25 protein-coding genes are annotated in these 22,688 nt (G+C 74.1%); 13 read left to right on the forward strand and 12 right to left on the reverse strand.

Annotated elements, in window-relative coordinates; all coding sequences use genetic code 11:
* The first annotated feature begins 1 nt into the window (after position 1).
* Together AB0H83_RS04775 and AB0H83_RS04780 are read left to right on the forward strand one after the other, a co-directional pair.
* Positions 2–1,225 (forward strand): acyl-CoA dehydrogenase family protein, encoded by a 1,224-nt coding sequence (locus tag AB0H83_RS04775; RefSeq protein WP_360086850.1) that lies wholly within the window; start codon positions 2–4, stop codon positions 1,223–1,225.
* Positions 1,222–1,929 (forward strand): transglutaminase family protein, encoded by a 708-nt coding sequence (locus tag AB0H83_RS04780; RefSeq protein ID WP_360086853.1) that lies wholly within the window; start codon positions 1,222–1,224, stop codon positions 1,927–1,929. The genes AB0H83_RS04775 and AB0H83_RS04780 overlap by 4 nt, the downstream gene beginning before the upstream one ends.
* 4 nt (positions 1,930–1,933) lie before the next feature.
* On the opposite strand, the gene AB0H83_RS04785 is transcribed toward AB0H83_RS04780, so the two are convergent.
* The 4 genes from AB0H83_RS04785 to AB0H83_RS04800 form a co-directional block, all read right to left on the reverse strand.
* The gene (locus AB0H83_RS04785) at positions 1,934–2,560 is read right to left on the reverse strand and encodes a CE1759 family FMN reductase (RefSeq protein WP_360086856.1); all 627 of its coding nucleotides are present in this window, start codon (positions 2,558–2,560) and stop codon (positions 1,934–1,936) included.
* Positions 2,557–3,651, reverse strand: coding sequence for an LLM class flavin-dependent oxidoreductase (locus tag AB0H83_RS04790; RefSeq protein WP_360086859.1), 1,095 nt, complete (start codon positions 3,649–3,651; stop codon positions 2,557–2,559). The genes AB0H83_RS04785 and AB0H83_RS04790 overlap by 4 nt, the downstream gene beginning before the upstream one ends.
* 187 nt (positions 3,652–3,838) lie before the next feature.
* Positions 3,839–4,354 carry a shikimate kinase gene (locus tag AB0H83_RS04795; protein ID WP_360086862.1) on the reverse strand — a complete coding sequence of 172 codons (516 nt, stop codon included), beginning with the start codon at positions 4,352–4,354 and terminating at the stop codon, positions 3,839–3,841.
* 25 nt (positions 4,355–4,379) lie between these two features.
* A complete protein-coding gene (locus tag AB0H83_RS04800) occupies positions 4,380–4,748 on the reverse strand; it encodes an Mth938-like domain-containing protein (protein WP_360086865.1) in 369 nt (122 codons plus the stop codon).
* A gap of 225 nt (positions 4,749–4,973) precedes the next feature.
* Here AB0H83_RS04800 and AB0H83_RS04805 point away from each other — a divergent pair, with 225 nt between their 5' ends.
* Both AB0H83_RS04805 and AB0H83_RS04810 read left to right on the forward strand, forming a co-directional pair.
* Entirely contained in the window at positions 4,974–8,747 is a 3,774-nt protein-coding gene (locus tag AB0H83_RS04805; RefSeq protein WP_360086868.1) for a BTAD domain-containing putative transcriptional regulator, read from the forward strand.
* A 72-nt stretch (positions 8,748–8,819) separates the two neighbouring features.
* Positions 8,820–10,166: an FAD-binding oxidoreductase gene (locus tag AB0H83_RS04810; protein WP_360086871.1), complete on the forward strand. Its 1,347-nt coding sequence runs from the start codon at positions 8,820–8,822 to the stop codon at positions 10,164–10,166.
* A gap of 21 nt (positions 10,167–10,187) precedes the next feature.
* On the opposite strand, the gene AB0H83_RS04815 is transcribed toward AB0H83_RS04810, so the two are convergent.
* On the reverse strand, positions 10,188–10,631 hold the full coding sequence (locus AB0H83_RS04815) for a hypothetical protein (RefSeq protein ID WP_360086874.1): 444 nt from the start codon (positions 10,629–10,631) through the stop codon (positions 10,188–10,190).
* A 185-nt stretch (positions 10,632–10,816) separates the two neighbouring features.
* Between AB0H83_RS04815 and zwf the strand changes: the two genes are divergently transcribed.
* Positions 10,817–12,343, forward strand: a complete 1,527-nt coding sequence (gene zwf / locus AB0H83_RS04820; protein WP_360086877.1) for a glucose-6-phosphate dehydrogenase — start codon at positions 10,817–10,819, stop codon at positions 12,341–12,343.
* Between the two features lie 862 nt (positions 12,344–13,205).
* Here the strand turns inward: zwf and AB0H83_RS04825 are convergent.
* From AB0H83_RS04825 to AB0H83_RS04845, 5 genes are all read right to left on the reverse strand, one after another.
* Complete coding sequence (locus tag AB0H83_RS04825; protein ID WP_360086880.1) at positions 13,206–13,508, reverse strand: type II toxin-antitoxin system PemK/MazF family toxin; 303 nt, start codon at positions 13,506–13,508, stop codon at positions 13,206–13,208.
* Positions 13,508–13,738 (reverse strand): hypothetical protein, encoded by a 231-nt coding sequence (locus tag AB0H83_RS04830; protein WP_360086883.1) that lies wholly within the window; start codon positions 13,736–13,738, stop codon positions 13,508–13,510. Before AB0H83_RS04830 ends, AB0H83_RS04825 begins: the two co-directional genes overlap by 1 nt.
* Before the next feature lie 85 nt (positions 13,739–13,823).
* A complete protein-coding gene (locus AB0H83_RS04835) occupies positions 13,824–14,207 on the reverse strand; it encodes a VOC family protein (RefSeq protein WP_360086886.1) in 384 nt (127 codons plus the stop codon).
* A 13-nt stretch (positions 14,208–14,220) separates the two neighbouring features.
* A complete protein-coding gene (locus AB0H83_RS04840) occupies positions 14,221–14,946 on the reverse strand; it encodes a peptidylprolyl isomerase (protein ID WP_360086889.1) in 726 nt (241 codons plus the stop codon).
* A gap of 166 nt (positions 14,947–15,112) precedes the next feature.
* Positions 15,113–16,102, reverse strand: coding sequence for a LacI family DNA-binding transcriptional regulator (locus AB0H83_RS04845; protein ID WP_360086892.1), 990 nt, complete (start codon positions 16,100–16,102; stop codon positions 15,113–15,115).
* A 78-nt stretch (positions 16,103–16,180) separates the two neighbouring features.
* On the opposite strand from AB0H83_RS04845, the gene AB0H83_RS04850 reads away from it, so the two are divergent.
* The gene (locus tag AB0H83_RS04850) at positions 16,181–16,945 is read left to right on the forward strand and encodes a copper homeostasis protein CutC (protein WP_360086895.1); all 765 of its coding nucleotides are present in this window, start codon (positions 16,181–16,183) and stop codon (positions 16,943–16,945) included.
* Here AB0H83_RS04850 and AB0H83_RS04855 read toward each other — a convergent pair.
* Positions 16,930–17,490 carry a DUF4291 domain-containing protein gene (locus AB0H83_RS04855; protein WP_360086898.1) on the reverse strand — a complete coding sequence of 187 codons (561 nt, stop codon included), beginning with the start codon at positions 17,488–17,490 and terminating at the stop codon, positions 16,930–16,932. The two genes, AB0H83_RS04850 and AB0H83_RS04855, sit on opposite strands and share 16 nt — an antisense overlap.
* 30 nt (positions 17,491–17,520) lie before the next feature.
* Here AB0H83_RS04855 and AB0H83_RS04860 point away from each other — a divergent pair, with 30 nt between their 5' ends.
* The 3 genes from AB0H83_RS04860 (at position 17,521) to AB0H83_RS04870 (ending at position 19,493) form a co-directional block, all read left to right on the forward strand.
* On the forward strand, positions 17,521–17,856 hold the full coding sequence (locus AB0H83_RS04860; RefSeq protein WP_360086901.1) for a MazG nucleotide pyrophosphohydrolase domain-containing protein: 336 nt from the start codon (positions 17,521–17,523) through the stop codon (positions 17,854–17,856).
* A gap of 64 nt (positions 17,857–17,920) precedes the next feature.
* Positions 17,921–18,727 (forward strand): ATP-binding cassette domain-containing protein, encoded by an 807-nt coding sequence (locus AB0H83_RS04865; protein WP_360086904.1) that lies wholly within the window; start codon positions 17,921–17,923, stop codon positions 18,725–18,727.
* The gene (locus AB0H83_RS04870) at positions 18,699–19,493 is read left to right on the forward strand and encodes an ABC transporter permease (protein ID WP_360086906.1); all 795 of its coding nucleotides are present in this window, start codon (positions 18,699–18,701) and stop codon (positions 19,491–19,493) included. Before AB0H83_RS04865 ends, AB0H83_RS04870 begins: the two co-directional genes overlap by 29 nt.
* A gap of 60 nt (positions 19,494–19,553) precedes the next feature.
* On the opposite strand, the gene AB0H83_RS04875 is transcribed toward AB0H83_RS04870, so the two are convergent.
* Positions 19,554–19,769, reverse strand: a complete 216-nt coding sequence (locus tag AB0H83_RS04875; protein ID WP_360086908.1) for a substrate-binding domain-containing protein — start codon at positions 19,767–19,769, stop codon at positions 19,554–19,556.
* Here AB0H83_RS04875 and AB0H83_RS04880 point away from each other — a divergent pair.
* The 4 genes from AB0H83_RS04880 to AB0H83_RS04895 are packed head-to-tail and all read left to right on the forward strand — an operon-like array spanning position 19,699 to position 22,643.
* Complete coding sequence (locus AB0H83_RS04880) at positions 19,699–20,187, forward strand: sugar ABC transporter permease (protein WP_360086910.1); 489 nt, start codon at positions 19,699–19,701, stop codon at positions 20,185–20,187. The genes AB0H83_RS04875 and AB0H83_RS04880 overlap by 71 nt on opposite strands.
* Positions 20,177–20,602, forward strand: a complete 426-nt coding sequence (locus tag AB0H83_RS04885; protein ID WP_360086912.1) for a carbohydrate ABC transporter permease — start codon at positions 20,177–20,179, stop codon at positions 20,600–20,602. The genes AB0H83_RS04880 and AB0H83_RS04885 overlap by 11 nt, the downstream gene beginning before the upstream one ends.
* The gene (locus AB0H83_RS04890; protein ID WP_360086914.1) at positions 20,599–21,810 is read left to right on the forward strand and encodes a Gfo/Idh/MocA family oxidoreductase; all 1,212 of its coding nucleotides are present in this window, start codon (positions 20,599–20,601) and stop codon (positions 21,808–21,810) included. The genes AB0H83_RS04885 and AB0H83_RS04890 overlap by 4 nt, the downstream gene beginning before the upstream one ends.
* Positions 21,807–22,643: a sugar phosphate isomerase/epimerase family protein gene (locus AB0H83_RS04895; protein ID WP_360086917.1), complete on the forward strand. Its 837-nt coding sequence runs from the start codon at positions 21,807–21,809 to the stop codon at positions 22,641–22,643. Before AB0H83_RS04890 ends, AB0H83_RS04895 begins: the two co-directional genes overlap by 4 nt.
* Positions 22,644–22,688 lie beyond the last annotated feature (45 nt).

Genomic DNA, 22,688 nt, shown 5'->3' on the forward strand with positions numbered 1-22,688 from the left:
GATGGTCTGGTCCCGGGAGCAGCAGCACCTGCACGACGCCGTGCTCGCGGTCGCCGCGACACTGGGCTCGGACCATGTCGAACGCGACGCGGCGGGCACCTTCGACACCGAGGGCTGGAAGAAGCTCGCCGAGCTGGGCCTGTTCGGGCTGCCGTTCGGCGAGCAGTACGGAGGTCTGGCGCAGGACCTGCCGACCACCATGTACGCCCTCGAAGCCCTCGGCACGGCGTGCCGCGACGGCGGGCTGAGCTTCTCGGCGGTGACCCACCTGGTCAGCACCGGGGTCGCCCTGCACCGGTTCGGGTCGGCGCAGCTCAAGCAGCGGTACCTGCCGGACGTCTGCGCCGGCAGCATCATCGGGGCGCACGCCGTCACCGAACCGGCGGGCGGCTCGGACATCACCCCGATGCGCACCACGGCGGTGCCAGACGGCGACGACTTCGTCCTCAACGGCAGCAAGGCGTTCGTCAGCAACGGGCCGATCGCCGACGTCATCCTCGTCTACGCCCGCACCGGCAAGCTCGGCAACCCGGCCGCGATCAGCGTCTTCCTGGTGCCGCGCGGCACCGCCGGGCTCAGCGTCGGGCAGCCGGTGGGCAAGCTGGGGCTGCGCACCTCGCCGCTGGCCGAGGTGTACCTCGACGACGTCCGGGTGCCCCGCGCGAACATGGTCGGCTCCCAAGGCGCCGGCCTGCTCATCCTCGACGCGGTCATGCAGTGGGAGATCCTCTGCGGCTTCGTGGTCAACCTCGGCGAGATGCAGCACCGGCTCGACCGCTGCGTGCGGTACGCCCGCACCCGGCGGCAGTTCGGCGAGCACATCGGGCGGTACCAGTCGATCTCGCATCGGATCGTCGACATGGGCACCGACGTGGAGACCGCTCGCATGTGGCTGTACAGCACCGCCCGCAAGCTGGCCGCGGGCGGCAACGTGACCACCGACGTCGCCCGCACCAAGTTGATCGTCAGCGAAAGCAACGTACGCTCCGCCCTCGCCGCGGTGCAGATCTTCGGCGGCTACGGCTACACGACGGAGTACGGGCTGGAGAAGGAGCTGCGCAACTCGGTGTCCGGCACGATCTACTCCGGCACGTCGGAGATCCAGCGGGAGCGGCTCGCCGCCCTGATGGGGCTGCACCGGCCCTTGGACAACGCGGACAACGCGGACAACGCGGGCGGCGCGGGCACGGCGGCGCCGCGGACGGAAAGGACGCTCGTGCCGTGACGGCGGACCTGACGGCGCTCACCGAGCCCACCGGTTTCCTGGACCACGACCACCCGGTCGTCGCCGGCTTCGTCGGCAGGGCCCTGGCCGGCCTGGGTGAGGGCGCCACCGACATCGACCGGGCGGTGCGGCTCTACTACGCCGTGCGCGACGGCATCCACTACGACGTCTACAACGCCGACCTGAGCCGCGCCGGCCTGACCGCCAGCGCCGTCATCGGCCGCGGCCGCGGCTTCTGCATGCACAAGTCCATCGTGTACGCGGCGGCGGTGCGCGCGGCCGGCATCCCCAGCCGGATCACCTACGCCGACGTGCGCAACCACCTCGCCTCGCCCCGGCTGCGCGACCTCGTCGGCGGTGACGTGTTCTTCCACAGCCTGACCACGGTGCACCTGGACGGGCGGTGGGTCAGGGCGACGCCGGTGTTCAACAAGCTGCTGTGCAGGCTGTACGGCATGGCACCGCTGGAGTTCGACGGCCGCGCCGACAGCCTGCACCACCCGTTCAACGGCGACGGGATCCAGCACATGGAGTTTCTCAGGTTCCACGGCGACTTCGACGACGTGCCCTACGACCTGGTCATCTCGACCATGCGCAGCAAGCATCCCAAGTTCCTGTCCGGCACGTCGACCACCCCGGCCGGTTCGCTGGTCGCCGAGGCCGCGCCGGGCCCGTCCCGGCCGGCCGCCGGCCCCGGCCACTAGCCGGTCAGAGCCGCAGGTCGTTCTGCACCGCGCGGCCCTGGCCGGACAGGAGGGCGTCGAACGTGGTGGTCAGGGCGAACGGGTCGGCGACCACCGGTGACGGCCGCCGGCCGACCAGGTCGGCGAGCTCCCGCCCGGCCCGGTCGATGCGCCGGTGCAGGGTCGCGTCGCCACCGGTGGCCCAGTCCTCGGTCGCGGCGAACACGGCGGTCGGGGCGACCACCGCGTGCAGGTACGTGAACATCGGCCGCAGGGCGTGCTCCAGGGCCAGGGAGTGCCGGGCGGTGCCGCCGGTGGCGCCGAGCAGGATGGGCTTGTCGGTGAGGGCGTCGTCGCCGAGGAGGTCGAAGAACGACTTGAACAGCCCGCTGTACGAGGCGTTGAAGATCGGCGACACGGCGATCACCGCGTCGGCGGCCGCGACCGCGTCAAGGACGTCCTTGATCGCGGGCGCGGGGAAGCCGGTCAGCAGGTGGTCGGTGACCGCGTGCGCGTGGTCGCGCAGCTCGACCACCCGGACCTCGGTGTCCGGGCCGATCTCGCGGGCGGCGGCCGCGGCGAGCCGGTCGGCGAGCAGGCGGGTCGACGAGGGCTGGCTGAGCCCGGCGGTGATCACCACGAGGCGTTTCATGCGTCCACCTTCTGCGTGAGCGAAGCGGCGGCCTTCAGGGAGGCGTGCGTCGGGGCGTCCGGCACGTGCGCGGGGCGGCCGACCGCGAACTCCTTGCGCAGCACCGGCACGACCTCCTCACCGAGGATGTCCAGCTGCTCGAGGACCGTCTTCAGCGGCAGGCCCGCGTGGTCCAGCAGGAACAGCTGGCGCTGGTAGTCGCCGGCGTACTCGCGGAAGGACAGCGTCCGGTCGATGACCTCCTGCGGGCTGCCCACGGTCAGCGGGGTCTGCGCGGTGAAGTCCTCCAGCGACGGGCCGTGCCCGTAGACGGGGGCGTTGTCGAAGTACGGCCGGAACTCCCGCTTGGCGTCCTGCGAGTTCTTGCGCATGAACACCTGCCCGCCGAGGCCGACGATCGCCTGGTCGGCGGAGCCGTGCCCGTAGTGCTCGAAGCGCTGCCGGTACAGCCCGACCATGCGGGCGGTGTGCTCCTTGGGCCAGAAGATGTGGTTGGCGAAGAATCCGTCGCCGTAGTAGGCGGCCTGCTCGGCGATCTCGGGGCTGCGGATCGAGCCGTGCCACACGAAGGGCGGCACGCCGTCGAGCGGGCGCGGGGTGGCGGTGAAGCCCTGCAGCGGGGTGCGGAAGTTGCCCTCCCAGTCCACCACGTCCTCGCGCCACAGGCGGCGCAGCAGTGCGTAGTTCTCCACCGCGAGGGCGATGCCGTTGCGGATGTCCTGGCCGAACCACGGATACACCGGGCCGGTGTTGCCGCGGCCCATCATCAGGTCCACCCGGCCGTCGGCCAGGTGCTGCAGCATCGCGTAGTCCTCGGCGATCTTCACCGGGTCGTTGGTGGTGATGAGCGTGGTCGCGGTCGACAGCTGCAGCCGGCTGGTCCGCGCCGCGATCCAGCCGAGCATGGTGGTCGGCGACGACGGCACGAACGGCGGGTTGTGGTGCTCGCCGAGCGCGAACACGTCCAGGCCGACCTCCTCGGCCTTGAGCGCGATCGTCACCATGGCCTTGACCCGCTCCGCGTCGGTCGGCACCCGGCCGGTCGTCGGGTCCTGGGTGACGTCACCGACGGTGAACACTCCGAACTGCATGGCACACGCTCCAAGCTCCTGGGTCTGACGCACAGGAGAACATAGCTGCCAAGTCAAACATTCCGCAGGTGAACTATCGCATGGCCGGTCCCGGACGCGGTGTGACGCACGCCACCGCCGGTGCCCGGTGCCCGGTGCCCGGTGGCGGGTGGCGGGTGGCGGGGTGGTCGGGGTTCGCCGGGGGCCGTCAGGCGAGCAGCCGCGCCGCGTCGCGGTGCGAGCCGATCCGGATGAAGTCGAGGTCCCCGCGTTCGGCGGCGGCTCTGGTGTACCGGTCGTGGTAGTCCTTGTGGCGGGTCCACGCCCAGCGCAGCAGCGACCGTTGCGGGTCGAGCCGCAGCAGGCTGGTGAGGTGCTCGCGGTTGCCGTTCCACAGCTCCTGGCGGGTGACGCCGCGGCGGACCGTGCGCCACAGGACCTGGCGCACGACGGTGCGCCGCGGCAGGTCGAACCAGACGACGGTGTCCGCCCGCGCCCACACCAGGTCGCGCACCGCGCCGTAGTTGCCGTCGATCACCCAGCCGTCGCCGCCGGCGAGCTCCGCCACGGTCCTGCGGAACTCCTCGACGCCGATCGGCGTCCAGCCGGGCTGGTGGTAGATCGCGTCCAGCTCCACGAACGGCACCCCGAGCCGGGCCGCCACGGCCCGGCCCAGGGTCGTCTTGCCCGACCCGGAGTTGCCCACCACCGACACCCGCCGCACGCTGCCCTCCCCTGACCGCTCCAGGTCAGCAGGTGCTGTGGAACAACCCGCCGACCGCCACCGAACCCACCAGACCGTTATACATGTCGATGGCTGCGCGGGTCTCCGCGACGTGCACCTCGACGCCGCGGGCCTCGAGGGCCTCGACGGTCGCGTCCGGCACGCCGAGCTGCTCGTCCATGCCGAGCGACAGCACGACCACCGTCGCGCCGTGCTCGAGCAGCTCCTCGGCGTCGGCGACCTGGATGCCGGGGGAGTGCCGGGTGCCGGTCTCGCCCCAGTCCCAGGCCCGCCCGCCGCCGGGCCACACCTTCAGGTCCTTCACCACGCCGAGGTCCTCGACCTCGATGCGCCCCCAGCTGACCGCGACGATTCGCGGCGACCGTGCCTGCATGACGCACACCTCCTCGATCCGGTCCGAGTCGTCCGGTCTGAGCCGTCCGGTCCGAGCCGTCCGGTCCGAGCCGTCCGACCCGTACCGTCCGGTCCGGCCCCGACGCACGGTACGCCGGAGCGGGCCGGTCCGCACGGACGGTGCGGTTTCCGGGTGAACGGCTGAGGAGCCGCGTCCCGCCGGCGCGGTACCTTGATCGTCCGGATCGTCGCGCAGGGAGGGCCGGTGCAGGTCACGCCGCCGTCCGGCAAGCTGTGGGTCAGCGTGCTCGGGGACATGACCGCCACGGTCGGCGGCGCCCTCGTCGACCTCGGCGGGCGGCGCCAGCGGGCCGTGCTCGCGGTGCTCGTGCTGCACCGGGGCGACATCGTGCCCACCGACCGGCTCATCGACTGCGTGTGGGGCGGCCGGCCACCGGCGAACGCGGCCGGGGCGCTGCAGGCGTACGTGTCGCACCTGCGCCGCAGGCTGGAGCCGGGCGCGACGGCGCGGGCCCGCGGCAACGTGATCGTGTCGCGGCCGCCGGGGTACGCGCTGACGCTGGACGCGGAGGCGGTCGACGCGTGGCGCTTCGACCGGGCCGTCACCGCGGCGCTCGGCACTCACGACCACGGCGCGCAGCGCGACCTGCTCGGCGCGGCGCTGCGGCTCTGGCAGGGCCCCGCGTACGCGGAGTACGCCGACGAGCCGTGGGCGCAGGCCGAGGTGGCGCGGCTGGCGGAGCTGCGCGAGGTCGCCCGGGAGCAGCTGCTCGAGGCGCGGCTCGCGCTCGGCGACAGCGCGCTGCTGGTGCCGGAGCTGGAGCAGCTCGTCGCCGCCGAGCCGCTGCGGGAGCAGCGCTGGCGGCTGCTGGTGCTGGCGCTGTACCGGGCGCACCGGCAGGGCGACGCCCTCGCCGCGCTGCGCCGGGCCCGGCAGACGCTGTCGGAGCAGCTCGGCGTCGACCCCGGCCCGGCGCTGCGGGCGCTGGAGGCGGAGGTCCTGGCACAGTCGGAGACCCTCGACGCGCCGCAGCGACCGGCCGAGCGGGTGCCGCCGGTGGAGCGGTCCGCGGAGGCGGCAGCGCCGGCGCGGGAGGATCCGGCCGGCGACGGCCCTACCGGCGTGCAATCGGCGGCGGCGGGTGGCCCGTCCAGCGGCGGCCCCGCCGGTGCGCAGGAGGCAGCGGGTGGGCCGTCCGGTGGGAACGCCTCGCCGGTGGCGGCGGCCGGTCCGGCCGGCACCGCGCCGCAGGCGCCTGTCGGAGGGATCCCTGTACCATCGAGAAAAATACATGAAGAGCACCTGGTCGACCGGGACCGGGAGGTCGCGGAGCTGCGCCTGGCGGCGGCGGACGCGTTCGGCGGCGTGCCGCGGCTGGCGATGATCGAAGGGCCCGCCGGGATCGGCAAGAGCCGGCTGCTGACCGAGGCGCGGCGCATCGCCGACGGGCACGGCGCGATCACGCTCACCGCGCGGGGCAGCCAGCTGGAGAAGGAGTTCGGCTTCGGGGTGGTGCGGCAGCTGTTCGAGGCGCTGCTGACCGACCCGGTGGAGCGGGAGCGGCTGCTCGCCGGGGCCGCCGCATCGGCCGCGTCCGTGTTCGACCTCGGCACCGACACCGGCGAGCGCGGCGACCACACGTTCGCCGCCCTGCACGGGCTCTACTGGCTCACCGCCAACGTCGCCGCCACCCGGCCCGTCGCGATCGTCGTGGACGACCTGCAGTGGTGCGACACCGGTTCGCTGCGGTTCCTGGCGTACCTGGTGCGCCGCCTCGACGGGCTGCCGGTGCTGCTCGCGGCGACACTGCGCACCGGGGAGCAGTACGACGACGAAGCGCTGCTCGCGGAGCTGCAGCTGGACCCGGCGACGGCGCCGGTGCGGCCCGGCCCGCTGAGCGCCGAGGTTGTGGTCGACCTGGTGCGGCAGCGGCTCGGCGACGGGGCAGAGCCCCGGTTCGTCGCCGCGTGCCACCAGACCACGTCCGGCAACCCGCTGCTGGTACGGCAGCTGCTGCGCGCCCTGGAGGCCAACGGGGTCCGCCCCACCGACGCGCACGCCGGCACGGTCACCGCCATCGGGTCGCGGGCCGTGTCCAGCATGGTGCTCATCCGGCTGCGGCGGATGCCGGCGGCGAGCACCGCCGTCGCGCGGGCGATCGCGGTCCTCGGCGACGGCGCGGGCCTGCCCACGATCGCGGCCCTCGCCGGGGTGGACGAGCCGGCCGCCGCGGCCGCCGTCGCCGCGCTCGCCCGGGCCGAGGTGGTCCGGCACGAGTACCCGATCGGGTTCGTGCACCCGCTGGTGCGCGACGCCGTCTACCAGGACCTGCCGCCGGGGGAGCGGCAGCTGCTGCACGAGCGGGCGGCGAAGGTCCTCGGCGGGCTGTCGGCGGCGCCGGAGCAGATCGCCGCGCACCTGCTGCAGATCCCCGAACGCGCCGACCAGTGGGTGGTGGACGTGCTGCGGGCCGCGGCCGACCGGGCCCTGCACCGCGGCGCGCCGGAGGGGGCCGCGGTCTACCTGCGCCGCGCGGTGGCCGAGCCGCCCGCGGCGGCGCAGCGACCGGCGGTGCTGCTGCAGCTCGGGCAGGTCGAGACGCTCAACGACGGCCCGGCCGCGATCGCGCACCTGCGGGCCGCGTACGACGACCCGGTCACCGACCCGGCCACGTTCGCCGCGGTGTCCCGGATGCTCACCCACACGCTGATCTTCACCGGGCCGGAGGGCAACGCGCCGGAGTTCGCGCGGCGCGCCTCGGCGCGGCTCGCCGCCGAGTTCGTCGACGAGCGGCAGGGGCTGCAGGCCCTGGAGCGCATCGCCGTGTACATGTACAGCGGCGACCCCTGGTCGTTCCCGGCCGAGGAGCCGCAGATCACCGGCGCCGGGCTCGGCGCCCGGATGCTCGCCGCGTGCCGCGGCTGGGAGCTGCTGGCCAAGGGCGTGCAGCTGGAGGAGGCGGCGCGGCTGGCCCGGTTCTCCCTCGAGGACGACATCCTGCTGCGCGGCGACCCCGGGCTGTTCTGGGCCATCGCCGGGGTGATCCTGGAGGACGCCGAGCACGACGCCGGCACCCTCTGGGAGGACGCGCTGAGGCTCGGCCACACCCGCGGCTCGCTGTTCACCGTCCTGGCCGCCCAGCTGTGGCGCGGCTGGCGGGAGTGGCAGCGCGGCGACCTGCCCGAGGCGTGCACGTCGCTCGTCGCGGCCAACGAGCAGAACCTGCGCTGGGGCGGCATCCCGGCGCTCGGCATCGCCTACGGCGAGGCGTTCCTGATCCGGGCCCTCGTCGACCGCGGCGAGCTGGCCGAGGCGCGGGCGTTCGTCGACGAGCGGCACGCCCGGCCGCGCGTCGGCGACGGCACCCGGCTGTTCAACCAGGCCGAGGCCGTGCTGCTGATGGCGGAGGACCGCCCCGAGCAGGCCCTCGCGGTGCTCGGCCGGCAGCACGACGGCAACCCGATGTGGTTCGAGGAGCGCTCGCTGCGCGCCGCGGCTCTCGCCGCGCTCGCCCGTACCGACGAGGCGGTGCGCCTGGCGCAGTCGGACCTGACCGACATGCGGCGGTGGGGCGCGCCGCGCGGCGTCGGGCGGGCCCTGCGGCTGGTGGGGGAGCTGCGCCGGGACCGCACCGAGCTGCTCGCCGCGGTGGAGCTGCTGGCCGGCACGCACGCCCGCCTGGAGCACGCCCGGGCGCTGTGCGCGCTCGGCGAGCTGGACGGCGACGCGGTGCCGCTGCGGGAGGCGCTGCGGCTGGCCGAGGCGTGCGGGGCCGTGCCGCTGCGGGCCCGGGTCGCCGCCGCGCTCGGCGCCCTCGGCGAGCGGGTGCCGGCGCAGCCGTCACCGTCGCTGACCACCGGCGAGCGGCGCATCGTGTCGATGGCCGTCGGCGGGGCGGACGACCGCGACATCGCCCAGGCGCTGTTCCTGACCCCACACACCGTGCAGGACACCCTGGCCGCGGTCCGCCGCAAACTGGGCGTCACGACGCTCGCCGAGCTGCGCGCCTATGTGTGACGCGGCTGTGACGCGGCCTGATTCAGGTCGGCCGCAAGTCCCTCCCAAGGCCGCGGCCGCACCGTTTCAGGCATGACCAGTGTTGCGAGCTCACTGCGTGGTCTGTGCGGCGGCGCGGTCCACCTGCCCGGCGACCCGGGGTACGACACCGCGCGGACCCCGTGGAACGTCACGGCCGACCAGCGTCCCGCGGCCGTGGCGTACCCGGCGGACGCCGACGAGGTCGCCTCGGTGGTCCGCGCCGCCGCCCGGGCCGGGCTGCGGGTCGCCGCCCAGGGCACCGGGCACAACCCCGGCCCGCTCGGGCCGCTCGGCGACGTGGTCCTGCTGCGCACGTCGGCGATGACCGGCGTCACCGTGGCCGGGCGCACCGCCCGCGCGGAGGCCGGCGCGCTGTGGGTCGACGTGGTCGAGCAGGCCGCGCCGCACGGGCTCGCCGCGCTGCACGGCTCGTCGCCGGGCATCGGCGTCGTCGGGTACTCCCTCGGCGGCGGCGTCAGCTGGTACGCCCGCACCCACGGCCTGCAGGCCAACGCCCTCACCGCGGTCGAGCTGATGACCGCCGACGGGACCCTGCTGCGCGCCGACGCGACCCGCGAACCGGACCTGTTCTGGGCGCTGCGCGGCGGCGGCGGCAACTTCGGCGTCGTCACCGCCGTCGAGTTCGACCTGTTCCCGGTCGCGTCCGTGTACGCCGGGCTGCTCGCCTGGGACTGGCGCGAGGCGCCCCGGGTCCTGCCCGCGTGGCTGGCGTGGACCGCGACCGCGCCGGACGCGGTGACCAGCGCCCTGCGGCTGCTGCAGGTCCCGCCGCTGCCGCACGTGCCGCCGGCGCTGCGGGGGCGCCGGCTGCTCGCCGTCGACGGTGCCGTGCTCGGCCCCGACGGCCCGCGGCTCGTGGCGCCGCTGCGGGCGCTGCGGCCGGAGCTGGACACGTTCGCCGACCTGCCGCCCGCGGCGCTGCCGCGGCTGCACCTGGACCCGGAGGGCCCGACCCCGGTCGTGTCACGTTCGGCGCTGCTCGGCGACCTGCCCGCCGCCGCGGCCGACGCGCTGCTCGCCGCCGCCGGCCCGGGCTCCGGCACGTCGCTGACCGTCCCGGCGGAGCTGCGCCAGCTCGGCGGGGCGCTGGCCCGGCCCGCCCCCGGCGGCGGCGCCCTGCCTGCGCTGGACGGCGCGTTCGCGCTGTCGTCGGCCGGGATCGCGGCCACCCCGGCGCTCGGGGCGGCGGCAGCGGCCGACGCCGGGCGGGTCGTGGCGGCGCTCGCGCCGTGGGCGACCGGGTCGCAGTACCTGAACCTCACCGCGGAGCGCGTCGCGCCCGAGGCGGCGTTCCCGTCGGCGACGGTGCGGCGGCTGCGCGCGGTCCGGGCCGCCGTCGACCCGGGCGGGCTGTTCGTGGCGAACCACCCGCTCTGACCCTTCGCAGATGGACGTCGTTTACAGATAGACGTCCACGCGGCCGCTGAACATGCCGTTGGTCTGCTCGAGGCGGGTGGTGACGGCCTCGCGGCTGCGCTCGAACTGCAGCCGGTTCTCCTCCGCGCGCTGCCGCAGCGTCTCCTCCAGCCGCAGCTGCTCGGCGATGCGCTGCTGGTCCTCGAGGCGCCGCTGGTCCTGCAGCCGCTGCTGCTCGACGCGCAGCTGCTCGTCGCGGTACTGCCGCGCGTCGTCGGCGCGGAGCTGATCCTGGCGGACCAGATCCTGGCGGACCGCGTCCTGCTCGTCGAGCCGGCGCCGGTCCAGGGCGCGCTGGTCCTCCAGCCGGTCCTGCGCCTGCCGGTCGTCCAGCCGCTGCTGGTCCACGAGGTCCGTCTGGCGCTGCGGCGCCACCTGGGTGGCGGTGAGACCGGTGGTGGTGGCTGCTACCGGTGTGATCGACATCGCGCATCCCCGTCCTGCGATCCGATTACTCTCCGAATGCTCTTGACTACTTCAGGCTACCCGGTGTCGCGACCGGTAACCGTACATTGGGATCTGCGAGACGCCGGTCACGTTCTGGAATCGTTGCTGTGTGCGGCGGTTGACTCGTAATGTCACGGCGGCAGTCCGAGGAGAGGCGCGCATCCATGCCCAGCGACAACGGCACGATCGGCGAGCACGTCACCATCCCGCAGGAGTCCGACAACCGGCACGCCCCGCCGGCGACGGTCGTCATCTTCGGCGCCTCGGGCGACCTGACCAGGCGCAAGCTGATCCCCGCGATCGAGAGCCTCGCCCGGCACAACCGGCTGACCGAGCACTTCGCCGTGGTCGGTGTCGCCCGCACGCCGATGGACGACGACCAGTTCATCCACGCCGTGCTCGGCGACCGCGGGCTGTCCGGCATGCCGCAGCTGGCCGGCGCCGTGCGGTACATCTCCGGCGGCTACGACGACCCGGAGACGTACAAGCGCCTGGCGACGGTGCTCGACGAGCTGGACCGCCAGCGCGGCACCTCCGGCAACCGGATCTTCTACCTGTCCACCCCCGCCGAGGCGTTCCCCCTGGTCATCAACGGCCTGGCCGGCGCCGGGCTGCACCAGGCCCACGAGGACGCCTTCGCCCGGCTCGTCATCGAGAAGCCCTACGGGCACGACGAGCGCAGCGCCAAGCAGCTCGACGCCACCGTGCACGCCGCGTTCGACGAGTCGCAGGTCTTCCGCATCGACCACTACCTGGGCAAGGACACCGTCCAGAACGTGCTGGCCCTGCGCTTCGCCAACGCCATCTTCCAGCCCATCTGGGACCGCACCTGGGTCGACCACGTGCAGATCACCGTCGCCGAGACCCTCGGCGTCGGCACCCGTGGCAGCTTCTACGAGCACGCCGGCGCGATGCGCGACATCGTGCAGAACCATGTGCTGCAGGTCCTCGCCCTGGCCCTGATGGAGCCGCCGGCGTCGTTCAGCGCCGAGGCGGTCCGCAACGAGAAGGTCAAGCTCCTGCAGGCGATCCGCCTGCCGAACGGGCGGGCGATCGACGACATCGCGGTGCGCGGGCAGTACACCCGCGGCGGCTCCCGCGAGGAGCTCATGCCCGGCTACCGCGAGGAGCCCGGCGTCGACCCCTTGTCCCGCACGGAGACCTACGCGGCGCTGCGCCTGGACGTCGACAACTGGCGCTGGGCGGGCGTGCCGTTCTACGTGCGCACCGGCAAGCGCCTGCCGAGCCGGGTCACCGAGGTCGCCCTGCAGTTCCAGCGCCCGCCGCACCTGCCGATCCCCGGCAAGCAGCTGACGGAGCTGCAGCCCGACGCGCTCATCCTGCGCATCCAGCCCGACGAGGGCATCGCCCTGCGCTTCGGCGCGAAGGTGCCGGGCCACTCGTTCCGGGTCCGCTCGGCCAGCATGGACTTCTCCTACGACAAGACCTTCCGTGAGGAGTCCCCGGAGGCCTACGAGCGCCTCCTGCTCGACGCCCTCATCGGCGACACGACCCTGTTCATCCGCTCCGACGAGGTCGAGCAGTGCTGGCGCATCGTCGACCCGATCCTGGAGCGCTGGGCCGAGGACACCGGCCCGATCCCGACGTACGAGGCGGCCTCCTGGGGCCCGACCGAGGCGAACCGCCTCATCGAGCGCAGCGGCCGCAGCTGGCGCAACACCGTCGCCTGACTCCCGCCCGCTCCCGACGTGGCGGGGGCCTGACGTGGTCGGGCATGGCGGGGCGGGGCATGACGTGGTTGGGCGTGGCGTGGTCGGGCGTGGCGGGGCCTGACGCGGTCGGGCCTGACGTAGTCGGGTGTGGCGTAGTCGGGTGTGGCGGGGCCTGGCGTGGGAGGCCTGGCGTGGGGGCCTGACTGGCCAGCCTTGACGTGGCCGGGCCTTGACGTGGCCGGGCCTTGACGTGGCCGGGCCTTGACGTGGCCGGGCCTTGACGCCACCCGCTCAGCGAGGTGGGCGTGGCGGCATTGCGCGGCGAGGTCGCCGGACAGGGTCTCCTGACCGGACTGTCTGGCGGCGGCCGCGTGACCGGTCTGCGGAGGCCGCGCAACGGTTCCCGCGGCGGGACGGCCCGAGGTTGCAACGTGACAGGTGCACCTCACGGGGCCGACGTGACAGCTCGCCTCACGCAGCCGGGGTGACCCGCCCACCCGAGTCGCGCGAAGCGCGGCTAAGGGACGGCGTGCCGCCGAGATGGCGGTCTGGCCGGTGCGGCAGCAGCCCGAGGGGCACAAGCTGTCGCCACGGGCGTCAGCAGGGCGTGCTGCACGACGCGGGTGCGGACGTTCCACACGCGGGTGGTGTCGAGTTGGTACGGCAGGTCGACGGCCGCAGTCCCTCGGAACGGCGTGACGGCGCACCTGACACGACACGGAACGGTGCCACCGGACGATGGCGCCTGCCGCAGCCGCGTGACAGCGCTGGCGCCCGGGGCGGCAGAGGGCTGCGTGACGAGGGTGCCCAACGGCATGGCGCGACGGGCAGCCTGATGGCCCGCGGCCGGACGGGCATGGCCGTGCCGCACCGACCCCGCTCAGGGCTCGAGATCGAACGCCGTCCGGATCGCCCTTGCCAGGGCCTGCTCCTGGTCGGGCAGCAGGTAGCCGAGCACCCGGCCGAGGTCGCTCTGCGCGATCGTGGCGATGTTGTCGCACGAGACCACGCAGCGCTGGTCAAGGCCGTTGCGCTGGCCCACCTCCACCTCGGTGTGCAGGCCTCGCACGGTCGTGGTGATGGGGGCGACGGTCACCCGGTTGAGGTGGGGTCTGACCCGCTCGCGGGTGAGCACCACGACGGGGCGGGTCGTGTCGAGCCGTGCCAGGTGGATCGGTCGCATCAGTCGATGTCCATCGGCTGCCGGGCGGCCCAGGCGGCGAGGTCGTCGAGGTCGGACGCGGTCTCGGCAGCATAGATCCGCGCGTCGTGCTCCGCCTCCTGGCGTCGCCGGTCGCGCTCAAGGGCGCGGATGACCACCGCCGCGCGGCTCGTCGCGGTGCCGGCGGCGATCTCAGCGTCGATGTATCGAGCGAGGTCGTCAGGCAGGCGAACCGCGATCTGCGTGGTCATACCACCATGATACCGCTCTGGGATGCAGTTTGGGATCGGCGATGTCATACATCGACTGTACGCTTATGCCAATAAGTTGTAAAGCTCAGGGCCAGCGGGTGGCGTTGGCTTCGGTCAGGGTGCCGGGGCGGTCCAGCACGACGCAGAAGGTGAGGCCGGCCGGGTCGCGCATGACCCACCAGCGGTCCTGGCGCTCGACCCGGGTGGCCCCCAGGGTCTCCAGGCGGGCCACCTCGGCGTCGAGGTCGTCGGTGTGGATGTCGACGTGCACCCGGGGGCCGCCGTCGCCGAGCTGCTGGGTGAGCAGCAGCAGGTCGTGCGCCGGCAGCCGGGCGCCGTGAAACTCGGGATACTTCTCGACCTGCTCCAGGGGTGCGTCCAGGGCGCCCCGCCAGAACGCCACGGTGGCGTCGTGGTCGGCGGCGGGCACGTCCAGGACGATTGTGTACAGCCTGCTGTAGTGAGCCACGCGCCGAATGTACCTACGCCGCCAGGAGGATCGACGTGCGCAGCGCCGGGGCACCGTCGACGGGCGCGGGGTCCTCGGGCGTCGGCGCGACCCCGCCCGCGGCGATCCGGTCCAGGGTGTGCAGGCCGAGCGGGCGGACGCTGCCGAAGATGGTGTAGTTGGGCCGCAGCGCCGAGTCGGCGAAGACGAGGAAGAACTGGCTGCCGTTGGTGTCCGGCCCGGCGTTGGCCATGGCGAGGACGCCGCGCGCGTACACCTTGCGGGCCCCGGTCGGGTCGGTCGGCGCCGGCGGCAGCCCGGTCGGCAGCTCGTCCTTGTACCGGTACCCCGGCCCGCCCTCGCCGGTGCCGGACGGGTCACCGCACTGCAGCACCTTCAGCGTCGGGTACGTGGTCAGCCGGTGGCAGATGGTGCGGTTGTAGAACCCGTGCCGGGTCAGGTGCAGGAAGCTCTGCACCGTGCACGGCGCCTGCGCCCGGTCCAGGGTGAGCGGGACGATGCCGAGGTTGGTGAACAGCGTGACCGTGACCGTCCCCCGCGCCGGGGTGTGCCGGGGGTCGCGGGGCAGCGGCACCGGCCGCACCGCCGGGTCGTCCGGTGTCGGCGTGTACGCACACGGCCCGCCGGTCGGTCCGGGCGTGCCGGTCGCGGCCCGGGCAGGCCCGGCGGCGAACACCGAGGTGGCGGTCAGGGCGAGTGCGATCACGGCGGCACGGATGCGGACCACGGTGTCCTCCATCGAAGATTGACAATCCCTAAGAGGTCTAACGGATGTCGATGCCTTCGTCAAGCCGGACGGCACCCGGGTGCCCGGCGCGGCGGTGGTGGACAGCACCGCCGAGATCGACGTCTGACGGGCAGCCATGCCCGCACCGTAGACCGGCCCGGAGAACGCCCGGGGGAGCTCAGCCTGAACTGTCGCGGACGGTCAGTGTGGTCGGGAACGTGCCGTGCCAGCCGGGGCCGACCTCGCCGGCGACCAGCGCCCGGGTCGCGGCCGCCGCCATCTCCTCGACGGGCTGGCGCACCGACGTGAGCGGCGGGGTCGTGCAGGCGGCGATGAGGCTGTCGTCGAAGGCGACGACCGCGACGTCCCGCGGCACCCGCCGGCCGGCCGCGGCGAGGGCCTGCAGCGCGCCGGACGCCATCAGGTCGCAGGCGACGAACAGCGCGTCCAGGTCGGGGTGCTCCTGCAGCAGCCGCCGGGTCGTCTCGGCGCCGCTGTGCCGGGTGAACTCGCCGTCCTCGCCGGTGATCGGGTCGAGGCCGAGGTCGCGCACGGCGGCGAGATATCCGGCGCGCCGGTCGATCGCGTCGTTGATGTGTGCGGGGCCGGGCACGGCCGCGATCCGCTTGCGCCCGTTGCGGTGCAGCAGGTGTACGGCCTCAACCGCGCCCCTGGTGTTGTCCGGCACCACCGAGGGCACCGGCACGGCGGTGCGTCCCATCGACACGACCCGCGGGCAGACGGCGTGGAAGTCCGCGGCGAGCCCCGCCGGCACGTTGACCAGCAGCGCGCCGGCGCTGACCGTGTGTGCGACGCGGTCGAGCAGGCGGGGCGCGTCGCCGAGCCCGACCACGTGGACGCGCATCTGCGCGTCGGTGTGCCGCAGCCCGTCGACGACCCCGGCGACGACGCGCCCGTAGTAGGGGTTGGTGCCGAAGCTGGTGGGCTGGCCGTCCACGACGATGAGCTCCACGACGTCGCCGTGCCCGCGGGCCAGGGCCCGGGCGGTCGGGTCGGGCCGGTAGCCGAGCTGCTCGACGGCGCGGGTCACCTGCTCGCGGACGGCCGCGGCGACCCGGGCGTTGCCGTTGACGACGCGCGAGACGGTGGCCCGGGACACCCCGGCGGCCAGCGCGACGTCGTCGAGGGTGGGCCGTTTGTGCTGCATAGGTCAACCTTATGTGCCGCTGGACACCATGGCGGGCGGGCCGGGCGCTGGGGCGGTCACCGCTGGCACGATGGGCTCATGAGCGCGCCGTTGCTGGAGGTCATCGCCCTGGACGCGGCCGACGCCCGGCACGCCCGCGACGGCGGGGCGGACCGGGTGGAGCTCGTCAGCGACATGGCCGCCGAGGGGCTCAGCCCGTCGCCGGCGACCGTCGCCGCGGTGCGGGCCGCCGTGGACCTGCCGGTGCGGGTGATGGTGCGCACCGGGCCCGGCTTCGCCGCCGGTGACCTCGGCGTGCTGCGGCGCACCGCGCGGCAGCTGCGCGCGGCGGGTGCCGAGGAGTTCGTCCTGGGGTTCCTGGACCGTGACGGTGCCGTCGACCTGCCGGCGGTTCTGGAGGTGCTCGGCGTGCTGGACGGGGCGCCGTGGACGTTCCACCGGGCGATCGACCACGCCGCGGACCGGGCGGCGGTACGGGCCGCGGTGGCTGGACTGCCGGGCCTGGACGCGTTGCTCACCTCGGGCGCCCCGGCGGGCCTGGCCGAGGGCCTCCCCACGATCCTCGCCGAAGCCGAAGCCGAAGCCGAAGCCGAAGCCGAAGCTGAAGCTGAAGCTGAAGCTGAAGCTGAAGCCGAAGCCGGGCGCCGGATCAGGCTGCTGGCCGGCGGCGGGCTGCGCGACGAGCACATCGGCCCGCTGCGGGCGGCCGGCGTGACCGCGTTCCACTCCGGGGCCGCCGTCCGGCCGGGCCGCTCCTGGACGGACCCCGTCGACCCGGACCTGGTCCGCCGCCTCCGGACCCGCCTCACCGCGGCGACCGCCGGCGGTCAGCCAGCCGGCTGATACGGCGCCTCCGCGGGCAGCAGCGCCCGGGCCTCGTCCAGCCTGCCGGCCCTGACCAGGTCGTGCACGGTGTGTGCGAGCTCGGTGACGTCGGTGATGCCGGCGGTCCACTCGTCCACGTACCGGTGCACGGCCTCGCCGCTGAGGCCCAGCTGCAGCGACCGGTGCTCCAGCGGCTGCAGCTGCAGCGAGCGCTCCGGGTCCCACTGCACCCGGACCGGGCTGGTGCGCAGCTGCCGGGCCCACGCCTCGCGGCTGGCGTGCACGCCGGGGACATAGTGGCTCAGGCACGCGCCGGCGACCGCGGCGTCGAACCCGTCGCGGCGCAGCCGGACGGCGAGCACGTGCTCCTGGCCCTCCTTGGTGGCCCAGCCGCTGCGGTGCATCATCCACAGGAACGACGGCTTGACCCAGGTCATCCGGTCGCGCTTGAACGGCGGCACGAACCGCTGCGCGGCGATGGCGGGCAGCGCGATGGCGGGGCTGTAGGCCTGGTAGACGGTGACCGTGTCCTCGTCGAACACGGCGCGGATCTCGTGCGGCACGCCCGAACCCTAGAAGGTTAGGGTTGGCCGGTGCCATTCGTTTTGAACGACCTGCCCGCCACCGCCGCGGACGTCGCGAAGCACCTCGAGGCGGCCGGGTTCACCGAGTCGGCGCCGCTGCGGCAGACCCTGGCCCTGGCCGAGGAGGTCGGCGAGTTCGTCGGGGCGGTGCGCCGGCACGCCGGGATGGCGCGGCGGTCCGGGCCGTTCAGCGACGTCGAGGCGGAGCTCGCCGACGTGGTGCTCACCGCGTTCGTCACCGCCCACACCATGGGCATCGACCTGCGCCAGGCCCTGGAGGACAAGCTCGCGGTCGTCTACGCGCGCGGCTGGCGGGAGTCGCCGCCGGTCGCCGGCGCGCAGTAGTACGGGGCCGGGCCCGGCCCCGTCGCGAGGATCATTAGCCCGGCTAACGAGCTATATTGGCCGGGTGGAACCCAGCGGACCGGCCGTGCGCATCGCCGGCCTGCGGCACCGGTTCAAGGAGACCGTCGCCGTCGACGGGCTGGACCTGGTGGTGCGTGAGGCGGAGGTCTTCGGCCTGCTCGGGCCGAACGGCGCCGGCAAGACGACCACGATCCGGGTGCTCACCACGCTGCTGCCGCCGCAGGCCGGCACGGTCGAGGTGTTCGGCCAGGACGTGCGCCGCCGCAGGATGGCGGTGCGGCGGCTGATCGGCTACGTGCCGCAGGCGCTGTCCGCCGACCCCGCGCTCAGCGGCCGGGAGAACGTCGCACTGTTCGCCCGGCTGTTCGACGTGCCGCGGGCGCACCGCCGCGAGCGCACCGCCGAGGTCATCGACGCGATGGGCCTCACCGACGCCGCCGACCGGCCGGCCGGCACCTACTCCGGCGGCATGATCCGCCGCCTGGAGCTGGCGCAGGCCCTGGTCAGCGCGCCGCGGCTGCTGGTCCTCGACGAGCCGACGATCGGCCTGGACCCGGTCGCCCGGGCCGGGGTGTGGGACCGCATCCACCAGACCCGTGCCCGCACCGGCATGACCGTCCTGGTCACCACCCACTACATGGAGGAGGCGGCGGCGCACTGCGACCGGGTCGCGCTCATGCACCGCGGCCGGATCCGCGCCCTGGACACGCCGGCGGCGCTGGTCGCGTCACTCGATGGCGGCGGCGATGGCGGCGAGGCGAACCTCGACGACGTGTTCCGCGAGTACACCGGCGACGACCTCGACGGGGGAGGGTTCAAGGATGTCCGTGCCGCTCGCCGCGCCCGTTGAGCCGCTGCGCCTGCTGGCCTCCCGCACGGCCGCGCTGTGCCTGGTGGAGCTGCAGAAGCTGCGGCGCGACCGGACCGAGGTGGTCACCCGGGCCGTGCAGCCGGCGTTGTGGCTGCTGGTCTTCGGCCAGACGTTCACCCGGCTGCATGTCATCCCCACCGGCGGTGTGCCCTACCTGGACTTCCTCGCCCCGGGCATCCTGGCCCAGTCGGCGCTGTTCGTGTCGATCTTCTACGGCATCCACATCATCTGGGAGCGCGACGCCGGCGTCCTGGCCAAGCTCATGGTCACGCCGACGCCGCGGGCCGCGCTGGTGACCGGCAAGGCGTTCGCCGCCGGGGTGCGCGCCCTCACCCAGGCCCTGGTCGTCGTGGTGCTCGCCGCGCTGCTCGGTGTCGGGCTGGACCTCAACCCGCTGCACCTGCTCGGCGTCGCCGCCGTGCTCGTGCTCGGCTCGGCGTTCTTCTGCTGCCTGTCCATCACCCTCGCCGGCCTGGTGCTCAAGCGCGACCGGATGATGGGCATCGGGCAGGCGATCATCATGCCGCTGTTCTTCGCCTCCAACGCCCTCTACCCGGTGTCGGTCATGCCCGGCTGGCTGCGCGTGCTCAACCACGTCAACCCGCTCAGCTACGAGGTGGAGGCGCTGCGCGGCCTGCTCATCGGCACGCCCGCCCGGCTGCTGCTGGACTTCGGCGTCCTGGCCGGCTCCGCCGCCGTGGCGGTCGCCGTCGCCTCCGCGATCCTGGGCCGTCTCACGCGTTGACCCGGCGGCAGGTGTACCGCGGTGCGGCCGGCCGGCCGGTGCGGGCGGGCCGCCGGTGGGTCAGCGGGTGTGGCGGGGGCCGGTGGAGCCGCGGACGGTCAGGTGCACGGGCAGCATCACCGACTGGCGCATCGCCGGGGCGCTCGGGTCGAGGCGCGACAGCAGCATCGACACCGCGACCCGCCCGGCCTGCTCGATCGGGGCGGTGAGCGTGGTCAGCGGCGGGTGGCAGAAGTCGGTCCTCGGCGAGCAGCACCTGTGGCTCAACGGGCCCAACAGCTACTGGACCCTCGTCGTGGTGCAGCTGTGGACGTCGTGGCCGCTGCTGTACCTGCTGGCCGCGTCCGGCCTGCAGAGCATCAGCGAGGAGGTGCACGAGGCCGCCGCGCTGGACGGCGCCGACTGGTGGGCGAAGCTGCGCCACGTCGTCCTGCCGCACCTGCGCGGGGTCCTGGCGCTCGCGCTGATCATCGCGTTCCTGCACAACCTCAACAGCTTCACGCTGCCGTACGTGCTGTTCGGGGTGCCCGCCCCGCACGACGTGGAGGTGCTGCCGGTGCTCACCTACGTGGAGAGCTTCCAGAACTTCCGGTTCGGGCTCAGCGCCGCCATGGCCGTGCTGTCGCTGGTGCTGGTCGCGATCCCGCTGTCGGTGTACCTGCGCGCGGTGAGGCTGAACCGGCATGAGGACTGACGTGCAGCGGCTGCTGCCGCGACCGGTGCAGGCGGCGGTCGTCGCCGTGCTGCTGCTCTTCGTGCTGACCCCCGCCGAGCTCGACGAGGCCGCCCGCCTCGACGGCGCCTCGTCCTGGCGGATCCTGCGCTCGATCATCATCCCGCTCAGCTGGCCCGGCCTCGTCGTGGCGAGCATCTTCGCGTTCCTGCTCGGCTGGAACGACGTGCTGTTCGCCTCCGTCATGACCAGCCCCGACAGCCGTACCGTCGCGGTCGCCCTGCAGGTGTTCGGCGCCACCCAGGAGGGCGGCGCCATCCCGATCTACGGGCAGCTGATGGCCTCCGCGCTCATCTGCGCGCTGCCGGTGGTGGTGTTGTACCTCGTGTTCCAACGGTTCCTGGTCGGCGGCCTGACCGCCGGGGGAGTGAAATGACAGACCTGATCAACGTGGCGATCGTCGGCAGCGGCATCATCGGCGGCAACCACGCCGACGCCGTCCTGCGCCATCCGAGGCTGCGGATCGTGGCCCTCGTCGACGCCGTCGACGCCGCCAACACCGCCCTCGCCGCCCGCATCACCGCCGCCATCGCCGGGTCCGGCCATGGCGCCGACAGGGCCGCCGACACCGCGGCCGGCCGCGACGACCCCGGCCCGTCGTGCCACCGCACGCTCGGCGCCGCGCTCGCCGCCGAGCAGGTCGACCTCGTCGCCATCTGTACCCCCAGCGGGCTGCACGTCGAGGCCGCCGAGGAGACCCTGCGCGCCGGCGCGCACCTGCTCGTCGAGAAACCCCTCGACGTGTCGCTGGCCAAGGCCCGGGCCTTCGCCAAGGTCGCCCTGGCGGCCGAGGCCCGCGGCCTGGCCTGCGCCGTGGTCAGCCAGCACCGCTTCGACCCGGCGATGGTCGCCGTGCGCCGCGCCGCGGACGACGGCCGGCTCGGCCGGCTCACCTCCGCCGTGGTGTCCATGCCGTGGTGGCGCGACCAGGCCTACTACGACTCCGCCGACTGGCGCGGCACCTGGGCGTTCGACGGCGGCGGCGCCGTGGCCAACCAGGGCATCCACCTCGTCGACCAGATGCTCGCCCTGCTCGGCCCGCCGGTCGAGGTCACCGCGCGCACCGCCCGGGTCGCCCACGACCGGATCGAGGTCGAGGACCTCGCCGTCGCCACGCTGCGCTTCGCCGGCGGCGCCCTGGCTGTGCTGCACGCCTCCACCAGCGCCCACCCGGGACTGCCGGTCCGGCTGCAGCTGCACGGCACCCGCGGCTCCGCCGTCCTGCACGACGACCAGCTTGAGTACTTCCACAGCGCCGACAGCCCCGACCCCGCCGCCGTGCAGACCCGCGCCCTGGTCGCCGCCGAGGACCTGTACGGCGCGCCGAAGCCCGCCGACGGGTTCGTGCTCGGGCACCTGCGCCAGTACCAGGACCTCGTCGAGGCCATCGACGAGCGGCGCCCGCCGGGCGTGCGGGTGGCCGACGGCCTGCTCGCCCTCGCCACGGTGCGGGCCGTGTACGTGGCGGCCACCCTCGGCCGCCCGGTGCTGTTCGACCAGGTCCTCGACGGCGTCCACGACGACGTGCGGCCCGAGGTGACCTGGGTGGCACCGCCACCGTCAGCTGAGGAGGAACAGGCGTGAGGTTCTCGGTCTTCACCGCGTCGACCCCGGAATGGACCCCGGACGAGGCCGTGCGGCACCTCGCCGCGCAGGGCTGGGACGGCGTCGAGTGGCGCGTCGTCGACCAGGACGACGCCCCGGTGCCCGGCTTCTGGAAGGGCAACCGCGCCACCTGGCCGCTCACCGGCCTGGAGGCGGACCTGCCGCGGATCGCCGCCCTGACCCGCGGCGCCGGCCTGGAGTTCTCCGGCATCGGCGGCTACGCCCGCAGCTTCGAGCACGACGACGTCGCCCGGCTCCTGGCCGCCACCGCGACCCTCGGCGCCGGCCGGGTCCGGGTCGCCATGCCGCTGCTGTCGACCGGCCGCTACCCCGACCTGTTCGACGCGACCCGCAAGGACCTGGAGTGGGCGACCGGGCTCGCCGCCCGGCACGGCGTCACCATCCTGGTCGAGCTGCACCACGAGACGATCGTGTCCTCGGCGTCCGCCGCGATGCGCCTGCTCGACGGGTTCGACCCGCGCCACGTCGGCGTCATCCACGACCTCGGCAACCTGGTCATCGAGGGCCACGAGGACCACCGGGCCGCGTTCGAGCTGCTCGGGCCCTACCTGCAGCACGTCCACGTGAAGAACGTCGCCTGGCGCCCGGTGGACACCGCCGCCGACGGCACCGTCACCTGGGCCCACGACTGGGCGCCGCTGCGCACCGGGCAGGCGCACGTCGGGCGGTACCTCGCCGCGCTCGTCGCGCACGGCTACGACGGCTGGGTCACCCTGGAGGACTTCTCCACCGCCGTGCCGCTGGCGCAGCGGACCGCGGACAACCTCGCGTACCTGCGCGGCCTGCTGTAGCGAGGCCGCGCGCGGCCCCGCCGGAACGGGGGCGGCCGGGTCAGT

Origin of the sequence: Dactylosporangium sp. NPDC050688, from assembly GCF_040654515.1 — a bacterium.
In the GTDB taxonomy this organism is placed as follows: Bacteria; Actinomycetota; Actinomycetes; order Mycobacteriales; family Micromonosporaceae; genus Dactylosporangium.

Excerpts from the sequence above, each read along its gene's own strand:
- AB0H83_RS04775 (WP_360086850.1), top strand. The coding sequence starts at position 2 with ATGGTCTGGTCCCGGGAGCAGCAGCACCTGCACGACGCCGTGCTCGCG.
- AB0H83_RS04785 (WP_360086856.1), bottom strand. The coding sequence starts at position 2,560 with ATGAAACGCCTCGTGGTGATCACCGCCGGGCTCAGCCAGCCCTCGTCG.
- AB0H83_RS04790 (WP_360086859.1), bottom strand. The coding sequence starts at position 3,651 with ATGCAGTTCGGAGTGTTCACCGTCGGTGACGTCACCCAGGACCCGACG.
- AB0H83_RS04800 (WP_360086865.1), bottom strand. The coding sequence starts at position 4,748 with ATGCAGGCACGGTCGCCGCGAATCGTCGCGGTCAGCTGGGGGCGCATC.
- AB0H83_RS04810 (WP_360086871.1), top strand. The coding sequence starts at position 8,820 with ATGACCAGTGTTGCGAGCTCACTGCGTGGTCTGTGCGGCGGCGCGGTC.
- AB0H83_RS04815 (WP_360086874.1), bottom strand. The coding sequence starts at position 10,631 with ATGTCGATCACACCGGTAGCAGCCACCACCACCGGTCTCACCGCCACC.
- zwf (WP_360086877.1), top strand. The coding sequence starts at position 10,817 with ATGCCCAGCGACAACGGCACGATCGGCGAGCACGTCACCATCCCGCAG.
- AB0H83_RS04825 (WP_360086880.1), bottom strand. The coding sequence starts at position 13,508 with ATGCGACCGATCCACCTGGCACGGCTCGACACGACCCGCCCCGTCGTG.
- AB0H83_RS04830 (WP_360086883.1), bottom strand. The coding sequence starts at position 13,738 with ATGACCACGCAGATCGCGGTTCGCCTGCCTGACGACCTCGCTCGATAC.
- AB0H83_RS04840 (WP_360086889.1), bottom strand. The coding sequence starts at position 14,946 with ATGGAGGACACCGTGGTCCGCATCCGTGCCGCCGTGATCGCACTCGCC.
- AB0H83_RS04845 (WP_360086892.1), bottom strand. The coding sequence starts at position 16,102 with ATGCAGCACAAACGGCCCACCCTCGACGACGTCGCGCTGGCCGCCGGG.
- AB0H83_RS04850 (WP_360086895.1), top strand. The coding sequence starts at position 16,181 with ATGAGCGCGCCGTTGCTGGAGGTCATCGCCCTGGACGCGGCCGACGCC.
- AB0H83_RS04870 (WP_360086906.1), top strand. The coding sequence starts at position 18,699 with ATGTCCGTGCCGCTCGCCGCGCCCGTTGAGCCGCTGCGCCTGCTGGCC.
- AB0H83_RS04885 (WP_360086912.1), top strand. The coding sequence starts at position 20,177 with ATGAGGACTGACGTGCAGCGGCTGCTGCCGCGACCGGTGCAGGCGGCG.
- AB0H83_RS04890 (WP_360086914.1), top strand. The coding sequence starts at position 20,599 with ATGACAGACCTGATCAACGTGGCGATCGTCGGCAGCGGCATCATCGGC.